Here is a 13,679-nt window from a genome sequence, read left to right as displayed (position 1 = left end):
ACGATGACGGTTCCCCTGCCGACCGCCACGACGCGATGGCGCTGCACCCTCTGCGGCAATCTGACCCGCTTCGACGTCACCCGCTCGTCGAAGGTCGTCGAGTACGTCCACCTCGACCTCGCGGGCGAGCCGAACGTGGAGGAGCGCGAGGTGGTCAGTGAGACCATCGAGTCGGTCCGCTGCCGCTGGTGCAACGCGGTGGACCAGGTGGAACTCGTGGACAGGCCGGGCGCCGGCTCCTGAGCGGAGCGGGCCCCGTACAGGTATTGGGGTGTGACGGATGGTGGAGACCGCAGGCGGGGGGCCGGGCGACGGCACCGCTGAGGTGCTTGACCGTCCGCTGCCCGACGGCGTGCGCCGGCGGGTCGTGCAGATCGTCTCGGACGGCTTCGGCGGTCTGACGATGGCGGAACTGCCCGCCCAGCTCAGACAGTACGCCCGCTTCACCCCGACCCGGCGGGCGAAGTTCGCCGGGAACGCGATGGCGGCGGCGCTGGAGACCGAGCCGCTGTTCCGGCAGCGGATCGGGGAGAAGTTCAGAGAGGCGCAGCCGGAACTCTCCGGCGCCCTCGACTCCGGCTCCCCGCCCCCGGCCGCGGACCCGCTCGACGTGGCGGCCGCGGCCTACGTACTGCGCCCCGCGGGTTGGGTGAAGCTGGTCACCGCGGCCGGCGAGGAGGCGCAGCGCGCGGACGCCGAGCGGGCCGACGAGGAGAGCCGGGCCGAACTGGAGCGGATGCGCGCGGAGCTGGACCGCTCCCGGGAGCAGACCCGGACCGAGACCGAACGGCTGCGCGCCGAACTGGAGTCGGCGAAGCGGGAGGCGGAGGCGCTGCACCGCAAGCTCCGGGCGGCCCTCAGCGACGTCAAGCGCGGCGAGGCGGCCCTGCGCAGGGTCCGCGGCGAGATCGAGGCCGTGCGGGCCGAGGGGGCCGCGCAGGTGTCGGCCGCGGAGAGCGAGAGCCGGCGGCTCAAGGCACGCCTCGGCGAGTCCGAGGCGGCCCTTGAGGCCACCCGCCGGGCGGTCCGCGAGGGCCGCAGCGTCGAGGACATGCGGGTACGGCTGCTGCTGGACACCCTGCTGGACGCCGCCCAGGGCCTCAGACGTGAACTCGCCCTGCCGCCGGTGTCGGTGCGCCCGGCGGAGACCGTGGACGCGGTCGAGCCGGGGCGGATGACCCCCAAGGACATCGCGGCCCGGGCGCTCTCCGAGAACGACCCCGCCATCCTCGACCAGTTGCTCGCGCTGCCGCAGGCGCATCTGGTGGTCGACGGCTACAACGTCACCAAGACCGGCTATCCGCAGATGCCGCTGGAGAAGCAGCGGCTGCGCCTGCTCGGGCAGCTCTCCGCGCTCGCGGCGCAGACCGGGGCCGAGGTGACGTGCGTCTTCGACGGCGCCGAGCTGGCCGCGCCGGTGCTGCTCGCGCCGCCGCGGGGGGTGCGGGTGCTGTTCTCCAAGCCGGGCGTCACGGCCGACGAGCTGATCCGTCAGCTCGTGCGCGCGGAGCCGCCGGGCCGTCCGGTCATCGTCGCGTCGACGGACCGGGAGGTGGCCGACGGGGTCGCCCGGGCGGGTGCCCGTCCCGTGGCCTCTGCGGTACTTCTGAAGCGACTGTCCTGAACGTGCAACGCGCATATGCAATGCCCGAATTGACCGAACCGTCACGCAACGTAGTGTCAATCGGGCATCACCCCACGTGAGTTAAGTGCAAAGAATGCATTGCGTGACGGGTTTTTTTGCCGCGGGGATTTGAACTGATCACAGCGAGGTCACTAGGGTCTGGCCTCGAACCTCCGAACGGGTGATCACTCACAAGAAGGAGTTCGTCCTCAGTGGCGTCCCACCGTCGACCCAAGCAGCCGAGCCGCACGCGTGTCACCGTGCTGACCACCGCAGCCGCCGCTGCCGTCGTGCTGAGCGCGAACGCCGCCAACGCCGCCCCTAGCGAGAAGCTCGGCAAGGACGAGGTGAAGGCGAAGGTCGACAAGCTCTACGAGCAGGCGGAGCAGGCCACCGAGAAGTACAACGGGGCCAAGGAGAAGCAGCAGAAGCTGCAGAAGGAAATCTCCACGATCCAGGACAACGTGGCCCGCGGTCAGCAGGAGCTGAACAAGCTCCGCGACGGCCTGGGTTCGATGGCCACCGCCCAGTACCGCTCGGGCGGCATCGACCCCTCGGTGCAGCTCTTCCTGTCCTCCAACCCGGACGACTACCTCGACAAGGCGTCCACGCTCGACCAGTTGAGCAGCCAGCAGGTCGAGGCGCTGAAGAAGATCCAGGACAAGCAGCGCGAACTCGCCCAGGAGCGCGCCGAGGCCACCGAGAAGCTCAAGGACCTGGCCTCCACCCGCACCGAGCTGGGCAACAAGAAGAAGGAAGTCCAGGGCAAGCTCGCCGAGGCGCAGAAGCTCCTGAACACCCTGACCGCCAAGGAGAAGGCGGCCCTCGACGCCGAGCAGGCCCGCGCCAACCGCTCCTCCACCGAGCGTGTGGACCTCAAGGACGCCCCGCCCGCCTCCGGGCGCGCCTCGGCCGCGTTCTCGGCGGCCCAGAGCCAGATCGGCAAGCCGTACGTCTACGGCGCCACCGGCCCCTCCTCCTTCGACTGCTCGGGCCTGACGTCCTGGGCCTACGCCCAGGTCGGCGTGTCCATACCGCGCACCTCCGAGGCGCAGGCCAACGCCGGCACCCGGATCTACAACCAGTCCGACCTCAAGGTCGGCGACCTGGTCATCTTCTACGGCGACATGCACCACGTCGGCCTGTACGCGGGCAACGGCCAGGTGCTCCACGCGCCGCACACCGGTGCCGTCGTCCGCTACGAGGCGATGGGCAACATGCCCTTCCAGTTCGGCGTCCGCATCTGACCCCGTGACACCGGCCCGGGAGCGCCCGAACGGGCGAATCCCGTGAACCGGAACTGACTCCACGCCCCGCCGTTGACCTGCGTCACCGGCGGGGCGTCAGTGTGTGTTGACGCCGCGGTCTTTGGTTGGGGGCCGCCCGCACGGCTACTGTCTGGCGCGTTTCCCCGGCGCTGGGGCCTCCCCGTCCCCGGCGCCGGGGAACGGTCCTCCGTCCGCCAGCAGAAGGACTACCGTGGGGTCCCATCGCCGTCTTCCACCGTCCGGGTTCAACCGTGGCGCGGGTGCCGCCCTGTGCGCGCTGTCGGCCGCGGCCGCCGCACTGGGCGCCGTACCGGCCGACGCAGCGCCGCACGGCGGCACCCGTGCCGAGGTGGACCGCCTCTACGAGGAGGCCGAACGGGCCACCCAGGCCTACGACAAGGCGGACGAACGGGCCGGCACCCTGCGCCGGGAGGTCAGGAACGCCCAGGACCACATCGCCCGGCAGCAGCAGCGGGTCAACTCCCTGCGCGAACGGCTCGGTTCGCTGGCCGGCGCCCAGTATCGCTCGGGCGGCATCGACCCGACGGTCGCCCTGCTCTTCTCCGACGACCCCGGCGACTACCTCGACAAGGCGGCCACCCTCGACCGCATCGGCGCCCAGCAGGCGGGGCAGCTGCGCGAGTTGCGGTCCGCGCTGCGCGAACTGGCCCAGGAGCGGGCCGAGGCCGAGGACAAGCTGGCCGCCCTGGAGCAGAGCCGCAAGGCGGTCGCCACGCACAAGCGGACCGTGGAGCGCAAGCTCGCCCGGGCCCGCCGGCTCCTCGCATCCCTGCCCGCCGCCGAACGCGCCGCCTACGGCCGGGCCTCCCGCGCCGGCCGCGGCGACCTGCCGGGCCTGTACGGCCTGACCGGCGCCGCGCCCGACGCCCGCGCGGCGGCCGCCCTGGCCGCGGTCCGCTCCGCCCTCGGCCGCCCCTACGTGTGGGGCGCGACCGGCCCCTCCGGCTTCGACTGCTCGGGCCTGATGCAGTGGTCGTACGCGCAGGCGGGCATCCATCTGCCGCGCACCTCGCAGGAGCAGCGGCTCGCCGGCCGGCGGGTCCCGCTCTCCCAGGCGCGCCCCGGCGACCTGGTCGTCTACCGCTCCGACGCCAGCCACGTGGCGATGTACGTCGGCAACGGGCAGGTGATCCACGCGCCCTACCCGGGCGCGCCGGTGCGCTACGACCCGGTCGGGATGATGCCGGTCTCCTCCGTGACCCGCCCCTGACGTCCGGCCCCGCGCCGTACGATCGAGAAATGGCTCACGGCAGACGGGCGGGGCGCGCGCCGCGGGTGTGGCGCGCCGCGGCGGCGGCGCTCTGCCTGCTGCTCGTACCGCCCCTGTCCGGATGCGGCGGGCGCACGGCGGCCGACTCGGCGCGGGCCGAGGTGCAGCGGGTGCTCGACCGGCGGTCGGCGGCCCTGCTCGGACACGACGAGCGGGCGTACGGCACCACGGGCACCCGGACCGGCTACGTCCGGCTGCGCGCGCTGCCGCTGGCCTCCTGGAGCTACCGGGTGACCGCCGTGCACCGCGAGAGCACGGGCTCCACCGCCGACGCCGAGCTGCGTTACCGGATCGCCGGCTACGACCAGGCCCCGGTCAGCGTCCACCGCATCCTCGCGCTCAGCCGTACCGCCGACGGCCGCTGGTACGTCACCGCCGACAAGCCGGCGGGCGGCGCCGGCCAGCAGCTGTGGGACCAGGGCGCGGTGACCGCCGTGAAGGGCGCCCACAGTCTGGTGCTCGGGACCGGCCGGAGCACCGGCGACCTGCGGGAGTACGCCCGGCTCGCGGACCACGCCGTGCCGGCCGTCTCCCAGGAGTGGGGCACCCGCTGGTCGCGCCGGGTCGTCGTGCTCGTCCCGGGCTCGCTCTCGGGCATGGCGGCCCTGCTGGGCTCGCCCGCCTCCAACTACCGGGGCATCGCCGCCGTCACCACCGGCGAGGCGGGCGGTTCGGGCAGGACGCCCGCCGACCGGGTGGTGGTCAACCCGGAGGCGTACGCCATGCTCGGCAGCGTCGGCAAGCAGGTCGTGCTCACCCACGAGACGACCCATGTGGCCACCCGCGCGGACACCGGCGCCGCCACCCCGCTGTGGCTCTCCGAGGGCTACGCCGACTGGATCGGTTACCTCGGCACCGGCCGCACGCCCGCCGAGGCCGCACCGGAACTCGCCCGCGCGGTCCAGGACGGGCACGTGCCCCCGGCCCTCCCGGCCGACAAGGACTTCGGCTTCAGCAGCGAGCCCACCCACCTCGCCCAGGCCTACGAGGGCGGCTGGCTGGCCTGCCGGATGATCGCCGACGACTGGGGCCAGGCGAAGCTCGCGGCCTTCTACCGGGCCGTCGGCGCTCACCCGCGGCGGGCGGGCGCGGTCGAGGACGCCCTGCGCAAGGTGCTCGGCACCACGCCCGCCGCGTTCACCGCCGATTGGCGCGCCTACGTGCGCGGCCAGCTCTCCTGAACGGCCGCCCGCGCCCCGGCCGTCCGGGGCGCCCGGAACCTCAGCCGGGCCGGCCGAGCACCGCGAGGGCCTCGCGCAGCCACTCCCGTTCGGCCCGGCCGGTGGCCCGGGCGACCCGCAGCATGCCCTGCCGGAACAGGTCGCCGGCCTCCTCCGCGGGCACCGGCTCGCCGTCGCGGTGGAAGAAGCTCGACGGTGTCTCGAGGAAGTCCAGGCGGCGGCGCAGGACGGCGGCCTGTTCGGCGGGGTCGGGCAGGTGCCGCAGGAAGGCCAGGACCGTGTTGAAGCGGACCTGGTCGGTGATCTCGGTCTGCCGGGGACCGCGCAGCCGTGCCAGCAGGTCCGCGCGGCCCTTCGCGGTCAGCGACAGCATCCGGCGCGGGGCGGCGCTCGCCCCGTCCTCGGTGCGCTGGTCGAGCAGCCCGGCGGCGACGAGCCGGTTGATGGCCGGGTAGAGGGCGCCGTCGCTGACCGGGCGGACGTGGCCGCTCAGCGCCCTGATGCGCTCCTTGAGCTCGTAGCCGTGCAGGGGTTCCTCGGCCAGGAAGCCCAGGATCGACAGCTCCAGCACGGAAACTCCTCCCGACTCCTCCCACAGCGGACGCGGTACGCATGCTAGCCGTGGCCCGGGTGTCAGCGGACCGAGGGCTCCCGCGCGGGGGCCGGCCGGGGCCCGGAGGGCACGGACGCGGCCGGGGCCGTGGACCGCCACAGCGTACGGGCCGCCACGAGGGAGGCGGCGAGCAGCAGGCCGTCGCGGAGTAGCAGCAGGAGCACGCCGTGGGCGTCGCTCGCCACGACGTGCTCGAAGCCGACCGGGAACTCCAGGACCGTCAGCGGGCAGGCCGCCAGGAGCAGCACGGCCGGCCCGGTCATGCGGCTGGTCCGCAGGCACAGACACACCGCGGCCAGGCCGACCAGCCACACCAGGTACTGCGGGCTGATCACCCGGCTGGTGACGGTGAACAGCAGCACCGCCGTGAAGGCCGCGTCGGCGAGGGTGTGCGGCGCGGGGCGGGCCGCCCGCAGCCGCCACAGCACCAGCCAGCCGAGGGCGGCCCCGGTCAGTGCCATCGCGGCGCCGCTGACCAGGGCGACCCCGGGGCCGAGGAACTCGACCGACCCGTAGTTGAGCAGCACCTGCCCCGGCCAGCCGAAATGCCGGGCCGCGTGGAACACCAGGCCGCCCAGCGACTCCACCTCCGTGCCCCGGTCCCGCTGGTGGGCGAGGAAGGCGAAGGCGCCGGGCGCGGCCGCCGCCGACAGGGCCGCGAGGCCCGCCGCGGTCACCGCGGCCGCCGCCCACGTCCGCCGCGCGGCGCCCGCGAGGAGCAGCGCCGGCCACACCTTCAGCAGCGCGCCGAAGGCCGCCAGGGCGCCCATCAGCCGGGGGCGCCGGGCCCCGGCGAGCAGCGCCGCCACGGCCACCGCGGTCACCATCAGGTCGTAGCGGGCGTACACCGTCGGGCCGAGCAGCGGTACACCCGCCACCCAGGTCCAGGCGCCCCGGAGCGACCGGCCGGGCCGGGTGCCAGCCCGGCCCAGCAGTGCCAGGACGGCCAGGTCGGCGAGGCACACCAGGGCGAAGAACGCGTGCGGGTAGGACAGGAACGGCAGGGCGGCGGGGGCGAGCATCGCGAGCGCGGCGACGGGCGGATACTGCCAGGTGACGTCGTCCAGCGGGAACGTGCCCTGGCGCAGCACCTCGTACCAGCCCCGGTAGATCACCGACACGTCGGTGGTGACGTCCACCCCGGGCAGCGCGAGCACGCCCAGGACGAGGAGCAGCAGCACCAGCCGGGTGGCGCACCAGGCGCCCAGCAGCCCGGTGAGCTGCCGATCCGTCCTCTTCACCGTGCGCCCCTGTCCGTCCGGCTGCCGTGGCCCGGGGCCATGATCCACCGGCGGCCTGTGCGAGGGCCATGAAGCGCGGCCGGGCCGTCACCCACCGCCGTCGGCCCGGTCCCCGCCCGGTAGTGTCGGCGGCGATGCACAAGACCCTGATCGTGACCAACGACTTCCCGCCCCGGCCGGGCGGCATCCAGGCCTTTCTGCACAACATGGCCCTCCGGCTGGACCCGGAGCGGCTCGTCGTCTACGCCTCGACCTGGAAGCGCGGCCGGGAGGGTGCCGAGGCCACGGCCGCCTTCGACGCCGAGCAGCCGTTCACCGTCGTGCGCGACCGCACCACCATGCTGCTGCCCACGCCCGGCGTCACCCGGCGGGCGGCCGGGCTGCTGCGGGAGCACGGCTGCACCTCGGTGTGGTTCGGGGCGGCCGCGCCGCTCGGTCTGATGGCACCCGCGCTCAGGAAGGCCGGCGCGAGCCGGCTGGTGGGGACCACCCACGGCCACGAGGCCGGCTGGGCCCAGCTGCCCGCCGCCCGGCAGCTGCTGGGCCGGATCGGGGAGACCACCGACACGCTGACCTACCTCGGCGAGTACACCCGCTCCCGGATAGCGGCCGCGCTCGGCCCGGAGGCCGCCCGGCGGATGGTGCAGCTGCCGCCCGGCGTCGACGAGAAGACCTTCCACCCCGGCTCGGGCGGGGACGAGGTCCGCGCCCGGCTCGGCCTCACCGACCGGCCGGTGGTGGTGTGCGTCTCGCGGCTGGTGCCGCGCAAGGGGCAGGACACCCTGATCCGGGCCATGCCGGCGATCCTCGCCGCCGAGCCGGACACCGTGCTGCTCGTCGTCGGCGGCGGGCCCTACGAGCAGGACCTGCGCAGGCTCGCCCGGGAGACGGGGGTGGCGGACTCGGTCCGCTTCACCGGCGCCGTGCCCTGGTCCGAACTGCCCGCCCACTACGGGGCCGGCGACGTCTTCGCCATGCCGTGCCGCACCCGGCGCGGCGGCCTGGACGTCGAGGGCCTCGGCATCGTCTACCTGGAGGCGTCCGCCACCGGGCTGCCGGTCGTGGCCGGCGACTCGGGCGGCGCGCCGGACGCCGTGCTCGACGGGGAGACCGGCTGGGTGGTCCGGGGCGGCGAGCCGGCCGAGGCCGCCGAGCGGATCGTCGCCCTGCTCGGGGACGCGGAGCTGCGCCGCCGCATGGGCGAGCGGGGCAGGCAGTGGGTGGAGGAGAAGTGGCGGTGGGACCTGCTGGCGGAGAAGCTCAGGTCGCTGCTCTGAAAACCTGGCGGCACGGACCCTAGGCGGAACCGGAAAATCCGCCCATGCTGCGCGCATGACAGCAAAACTGACGCAGCATCAGTTGACGAGACGTCACATCCTCGGCATGGTCGCCCTGCAGACGGCAGCCGGCCTCGGCTTCACCCGGATCGGCCTCCAGTCCGCCCACGCCGCCGAGCCCGCGGCAGCCGAGTCCGCCCCGGCCATCGTGGTCGGCTCGGGCTACGGCGGCGCCGTAGCCGCCCTCCGCCTCGGCCAGGCCGGCATCCGCACCCTCGTCCTGGAGATGGGCAGGCTGTGGGACACGGCCGGCCCCGACGGCACGGTGTTCTGCTCCACCAGCGCACCCGACCGACGCTCCATGTGGTTCCGCACCCGCACGGAGGCCCCGCTGGCCACCTTCCTGTGGCTGGACCTCGTCAACAAGGACATCAGCCCCTACCCGGGGGTCCTGGACCGGGTGCACTACGACCACATGTCCGTCTACGTGGGCCGGGGCGTCGGCGGCGGCTCCCTGGTCAACGGCGGCATGGCGGTCACGCCCCTGAGGTCCTACTTCGCCGAGCAGTTCCCCACCGTCGACGCCGACGAGATGTACGGCACCTACTTCCCGCGCGCCCGCTCCATGCTGGGCGTCAACACCGTCGACCCCGCCTGGTTCGAGTCCACGGACTGGTACCGGTTCACCCGCACCTCCCGCAAGGCGGCGGCCAACGCCGGGCTGCGCACCACCTTCGTGCCGAACGTCTACGACTTCGGCTACATGCAGCGCGAGGCCGCCGGCACGGCCACCCGGTCGGCGCTCGCCGGAGAGGTCATCTACGGCAACAACCAGGGCAAGCGCAGCCTGGACAAGTCGTACCTGGCCGCGGCCCTCGGCACCGGCAACGTCACCCTGCACACCCTGGAGCGGGTGAAGTCGGTCAGCAGGGCGGCCGACGGGTCCTACCTGCTGACCGCCGACCGCATCGACACCACCGGCGCGGTCGTCGAGACCAAGCAGTACGGCTGCAGGTACCTCTTCCTCGGCGGCGGCAGCCTCGGCACCACCGAACTCCTCGTCCGCGCCCGGGACACCGGCACCCTGCCCGACCTGGACGCGGCCGTGGGCGCGGGCTGGGGCCCCAACGGCAACACCATGCTCGGCCGCGCCAACCACGTCTGGGACACCGTGGGCGCCGACCAGGCGACCATGCCCGTCATGGGCATCGACGACTGGGCCAACGCCGACAACCCGGTCTTCGCCGAGATCGCCCCGCTGCCCATGGGGTTCGAGCACTGGATCAGCCTCTACCTGGCGATCACCAAGAACCCCGAGCGGGCGACCTTCACCTACGACCCGGCCTCCGGCTCGGTCAGGCTCGGCTGGACGGCCGCCCAGAGCGCGGTGTCCTCGGGCATGGCCAAGAAGCTGTTCGACCGGATCAACCTGGCCAACCTCACCATCTACCGGTACGACCTGTTCGGCTCCACCAGCAAGGTCTTCGCCGACGACTTCACGTACCACCCGCTGGGCGGCTGCGTGCTCGGGAAGGCCACCGACGACTACGGCCGGGTGAAGGGGTACTCCCGGCTCTACGTCACCGACGGCTCGCTGGTGCCGGGCAACATCGGCGTGAACCCCTTCGTCACCATCACCGCGCTCGCCGAACGCACGATGGCGCGCGTCCTCGCCGAGGACACCGCGCCATGACGCACGTTCAGCAACCCTGCCGGGCGCGCTACTTCGCGTAGATCGCCTCGATCTCGTCCGCGTAGTCCTTCGCCACCACGTTCCGCTTGAGCTTCAGCGACGGGGTGAGGTGGCCCGACTCCTCCGTGAACTGGGAGGACAGAATGCGGAACTTCCGCACCGATTCCGCCTTCGACACCGCGGCGTTGCCGTCGTCGACCGCCGCCTGGATCGCCGCGTGCAGATCCGGGTCCTCGCGCAGCGACGCCGCGGTGGCACCCGCCGGCTTGCCGTGCTCCTCGGCCCAGCGGCCCAGGAACTCGTCGTCGACGGTGACCAGCGCGCCCACGAACGGCCGCCCGTCACCCACCACCATGCACTCCGCGACCAGCGCGTGCGCCCGGATCCGGTCCTCGATCACGGCCGGGGCGACGTTCTTGCCGCCCGCGGTGACGATGATCTCCTTCTTGCGGCCGGTGATCCTGAGGTAACCGTCCTCGTCGAGGGTGCCGATGTCACCGGTGTGGAACCAGCCGTCGGCCAGCGCCTCGGCCGTCGCGCCCGGGTTGTTCCAGTACTCCTTGAACAGGTGCTCGCCGTGCAGCAGCACCTCGCCGTCGTCCGCTATCCGGACCACCGAACCCGGCAGCGGCTGGCCCACCGTGCCGATCTTCTGCCGGTCCCAGGGGTTGAACGCGGTCGCCGCGCAGGACTCGGTGAGGCCGTAGCCCTCCAGCACCGTGAAGCCGATGCCCCGGAAGAAGTGCCCGAGCCGCTCGCCCAGCGGGGCGCCGCCCGAGATCGCGTACTCGCCCCGGCCGCCGAGGACGGCCCGCAGCTTGCTGTAGACCAGCCGGTCGAAGACCTTGTGCTTGACCTTCAGGCCCAGGGACGGACCCGGCGGGGTGTCCAGCGCCTTGCTGTAGGCGATCGCGGTGTCCGCCGCCTTGTCGAAGATCGCGCCCTTGCCGTCCGCCTGCGCCTTGGCGCGCGCCGAGTTGTAGACCTTCTCGAAGACGCGCGGGACACCGAGGACCAGCGTCGGGCGGAACGCGGCCAGCTCGTCCGTGAGGTGCTTGATGTCCGGGACGCAGCCCAGCTTGATCGGCGCCATCATCGGCGCGATCTGCACGAGCCGCCCGAAGACGTGCGCGAGCGGGAGGAAGAGCAGCACCGAGCACTCACCGGTGCGGAACAGCGGCCGCAGCCGCTCCACGATGTTCCCGCACTCGGCGAAGAAGCTGCGGTGGGTGAGCACACAGCCCTTCGGGCGGCCGGTCGTGCCGCTCGTGTAGACGATGGTCGCCGGGTCGTCCGCCCGGGCGATCGAGCTGCGCTCCTCCACGGTCGCGTCCGCGACGTCCTGGCCGAGCCGCCCCAGCTCCTCCAGACCCCCGGCCTCGATCTGCCAGACGTGCTTGAGCGCGGGCAGCGCGTCGCGCACCGAGTCCACGGCGGCCGCGTGGTTGTCCAGCTCCACGACACAGGCGGTCGCGCCCGAGTCCGCCAGGATCCACTGCACCTGCTCCGGCGAGCTGGTCTCGTACACCGGCACGGTGACCGCGCCCGCGCTCCAGATCGCGAAGTCGAGGAGGGTCCACTCGTAGCGCGTCCGGGACATGAGGGCGACCCGGTCGCCCGGCTGCACCCCGGCCGCGATCAGGCCCTTGGCGGCGGTGCGCACCTCGGCCAGGAAGCGGGTGGCCGTGACGTCCTGCCAGACGCCGCCCACCTTGCGGGCGATGACGGCGACGTCGGGATGCTGCGCGGCGTTTCTGCGGACGATGTCGGTCAGATTGCCGTCCGCAGGGACCTCGTACAAAGCCGGAAGGCTGAACTCGCGCAAGACTGCTGCTCCTCATAGGGCGCCGGCGCCACGACTCTGTGTGATGCGACGGTGCGGTCCAAGGCTCGGGCGGATGCTCGGGAATTCACATGTTGAAATCCAGAGCACGACTGGACTGCCCGGACGTTACCCGCCGGTATGGCCTCTACGACAGGGGGTCCCGGCGAGATGTTCGCTGCGTCACACGGGATGGCGTTCCTTCGCGCACAGTAGTCCACGCCCCAACCGACCGGCGAGTAACCGCAGGCCCGGCCGCCACTGTTCACGCTCACCCCACACGCCTACGCTTGATCGTCATGGCACCCACACGCTCCGGCAGCCCGAGGACCCGCGTCCACGTGGTCAGCGACGTCCACGGCAACGCCCGTGACCTGGCCCGGGCCGGCGAAGGTGCGGACGCCCTGATCTGTCTCGGCGACCTCGTCCTCTTCCTCGACTACGCCGACCACTCGCGCGGCATCTTCCCGGACCTGTTCGGCCGGGAGAACGCCGACCGCATCGTCGAGCTGCGCACCGCCCGCCGCTTCGAGGAGGCGCGCGCCTTCGGCGCCCGGCTGTGGGCCGGGATCGGCTCCGACCGGGCCACCGCCATAGAGAAGGCGGTGCGCAAGCAGTACAGCGAGCTGTTCGCCGCGTTCCCCACCCCGACGTACGCCACCTACGGCAACGTCGACATGCCGCCCCTGTGGCGCGAGTACGCCGGCCCCGGCACCACGGTGCTGGACGGCGAGCGGGTCGAGATCGGCGGCCGGACCTTCGGCTTCGTCGGCGGCGGCCTGCGCACCCCGATGCGGACGCCCTACGAGATCGACGACGAGGAGTACGCGGCCAAGATCGAGGCCGTCGGCGAGGTGGACGTGCTGTGCACGCACATCCCGCCGGAGGTGCCCGAGCTGGTCTACGACACCGTCGCGCGCCGCTTCGAGCGCGGCAGCCGGGCGCTGCTGGCCGCGATCCGCCGCACCCGGCCGCGCTACTCCCTGTTCGGGCACGTCCACCAGCCGCTGGTCCGCCGGATGCGGATCGGCGCGACGGAGTGCGTGAACGTGGGCCACTTCGCTGGTACCGGCAGGCCCTGGGCGCTCGAATGGTGAGAAGCCCGGGTCGCGGCTGAGACGGGGTGAAGGCGGCCGGTCGGCGGCGCGGTAGCCTTCACGCTGCACAGACGTGCGCATCCCGCGCACGGAAGACTCCCTGCGGTCCGCATCTGGAGGAGCCACGGCGATGGCGGAACACACCAGTTCGAGCATCACGATCGAGGCGGCTCCGGCCGACGTCATGGCGGTGATCGCCGACTTCGCCCGCTACCCCGACTGGACCGGCGAGGTCAAGGAGGCCGAGGTCCTCGCGGCCGACGCGCGCGGCCGCGCCGAGCAGGTCAGGCTCGTCATGGACGCCGGCGCCATCAAGGACGACCAGACCCTGGCGTACACCTGGACCGGCGAGCACGAGGTGTCCTGGACCCTGGTGAAGTCCCAGATGCTGCGCTCCCTCGACGGCTCCTACCTGCTGAAGCCGGCCGGCCAGGGCGGGACCGAGGTCACCTACCAGCTGACCGTCGACGTCAAGATCCCCATGCTCGGCATGATCAAGCGCAAGGCGGAGAAGGTCATCATCGACCGCGCGCTGGCGGGCCTGAAGAAGCGGGTGGAGTCCGGACGCTGAA

General features: G+C 72.9%; 12 protein-coding genes. 9 read left to right on the top strand and 3 right to left on the bottom strand.

Annotated features, from left to right (window positions below):
- Window positions 1-3: 3 nt before the first annotated feature.
- From PV343_RS31310 to PV343_RS31290, 5 genes are all read left to right on the top strand, one after another.
- Window positions 4-243: a hypothetical protein gene (locus tag PV343_RS31310; protein ID WP_020939540.1), complete on the top strand. Its 240-nt coding sequence runs from the start codon at window positions 4-6 to the stop codon at window positions 241-243.
- A 37-nt stretch (window positions 244-280) separates the two neighbouring features.
- Window positions 281-1,624, top strand: coding sequence for an NYN domain-containing protein (locus PV343_RS31305; protein ID WP_319150416.1), 1,344 nt, complete (start codon window positions 281-283; stop codon window positions 1,622-1,624).
- Between the two features lie 212 nt (window positions 1,625-1,836).
- Entirely contained in the window at window positions 1,837-2,871 is a 1,035-nt protein-coding gene (locus PV343_RS31300) for an NlpC/P60 family protein (protein WP_319150415.1), read from the top strand.
- 232 nt (window positions 2,872-3,103) lie between these two features.
- The gene (locus PV343_RS31295; RefSeq protein WP_319150414.1) at window positions 3,104-4,123 is read left to right on the top strand and encodes an NlpC/P60 family protein; all 1,020 of its coding nucleotides are present in this window, start codon (window positions 3,104-3,106) and stop codon (window positions 4,121-4,123) included.
- A 29-nt stretch (window positions 4,124-4,152) separates the two neighbouring features.
- Window positions 4,153-5,364, top strand: a complete 1,212-nt coding sequence (locus tag PV343_RS31290) for a hypothetical protein (protein WP_319150413.1) — start codon at window positions 4,153-4,155, stop codon at window positions 5,362-5,364.
- A gap of 40 nt (window positions 5,365-5,404) precedes the next feature.
- Here PV343_RS31290 and PV343_RS31285 read toward each other — a convergent pair whose 3' ends face one another.
- A complete protein-coding gene (locus tag PV343_RS31285) occupies window positions 5,405-5,935 on the bottom strand; it encodes a PadR family transcriptional regulator (protein ID WP_319150412.1) in 531 nt (176 codons plus the stop codon).
- A 62-nt stretch (window positions 5,936-5,997) separates the two neighbouring features.
- Entirely contained in the window at window positions 5,998-7,218 is a 1,221-nt protein-coding gene (locus PV343_RS31280) for a glycosyltransferase 87 family protein (RefSeq protein WP_319150411.1), read from the bottom strand.
- Window positions 7,219-7,352: 134 nt separating this feature from the next.
- Between PV343_RS31280 and PV343_RS31275 the strand changes: the two genes are divergently transcribed.
- Window positions 7,353-8,495: a glycosyltransferase family 4 protein gene (locus PV343_RS31275; protein WP_319150410.1), complete on the top strand. Its 1,143-nt coding sequence runs from the start codon at window positions 7,353-7,355 to the stop codon at window positions 8,493-8,495.
- 55 nt (window positions 8,496-8,550) lie between these two features.
- Complete coding sequence (locus PV343_RS31270) at window positions 8,551-10,188, top strand: GMC oxidoreductase (protein ID WP_415923530.1); 1,638 nt, start codon at window positions 8,551-8,553, stop codon at window positions 10,186-10,188.
- Window positions 10,189-10,216: 28 nt separating this feature from the next.
- On the opposite strand, the gene PV343_RS31265 is transcribed toward PV343_RS31270, so the two are convergent.
- Entirely contained in the window at window positions 10,217-12,013 is a 1,797-nt protein-coding gene (locus PV343_RS31265) for an AMP-dependent synthetase/ligase (RefSeq protein ID WP_319150409.1), read from the bottom strand.
- Window positions 12,014-12,309: 296 nt separating this feature from the next.
- Between PV343_RS31265 and PV343_RS31260 the strand changes: the two genes are divergently transcribed.
- Complete coding sequence (locus PV343_RS31260) at window positions 12,310-13,107, top strand: metallophosphoesterase family protein (RefSeq protein WP_319150408.1); 798 nt, start codon at window positions 12,310-12,312, stop codon at window positions 13,105-13,107.
- A 130-nt stretch (window positions 13,108-13,237) separates the two neighbouring features.
- The gene (locus PV343_RS31255; protein WP_020939529.1) at window positions 13,238-13,678 is read left to right on the top strand and encodes an SRPBCC family protein; all 441 of its coding nucleotides are present in this window, start codon (window positions 13,238-13,240) and stop codon (window positions 13,676-13,678) included.
- Window position 13,679 lies beyond the last annotated feature (1 nt).

The sequence above is a fragment of the Streptomyces sp. WI03-4A genome, from assembly GCF_033792105.1.
Classification (GTDB): domain Bacteria; phylum Actinomycetota; class Actinomycetes; order Streptomycetales; family Streptomycetaceae; genus Streptomyces; species Streptomyces collinus_A.
The sequence above is the reverse complement of the archived record's forward strand: the minus strand, read 5'-3'. Positions and strand labels throughout refer to the sequence as shown.

What these genes read in the sequence shown, in the direction of transcription:
- PV343_RS31275 (WP_319150410.1), top strand. Translation starts at nt 7,353, where the DNA reads ATGCACAAGACCCTGATCGTGACCAACGACTTCCCGCCCCGGCCGGGC.
- PV343_RS31310 (WP_020939540.1), top strand. Translation starts at nt 4, where the DNA reads ATGACGGTTCCCCTGCCGACCGCCACGACGCGATGGCGCTGCACCCTC.
- PV343_RS31255 (WP_020939529.1), top strand. Translation starts at nt 13,238, where the DNA reads ATGGCGGAACACACCAGTTCGAGCATCACGATCGAGGCGGCTCCGGCC.
- PV343_RS31290 (WP_319150413.1), top strand. Translation starts at nt 4,153, where the DNA reads ATGGCTCACGGCAGACGGGCGGGGCGCGCGCCGCGGGTGTGGCGCGCC.
- PV343_RS31260 (WP_319150408.1), top strand. Translation starts at nt 12,310, where the DNA reads ATGGCACCCACACGCTCCGGCAGCCCGAGGACCCGCGTCCACGTGGTC.
- PV343_RS31270 (WP_415923530.1), top strand. Translation starts at nt 8,551, where the DNA reads ATGACAGCAAAACTGACGCAGCATCAGTTGACGAGACGTCACATCCTC.
- PV343_RS31305 (WP_319150416.1), top strand. Translation starts at nt 281, where the DNA reads ATGGTGGAGACCGCAGGCGGGGGGCCGGGCGACGGCACCGCTGAGGTG.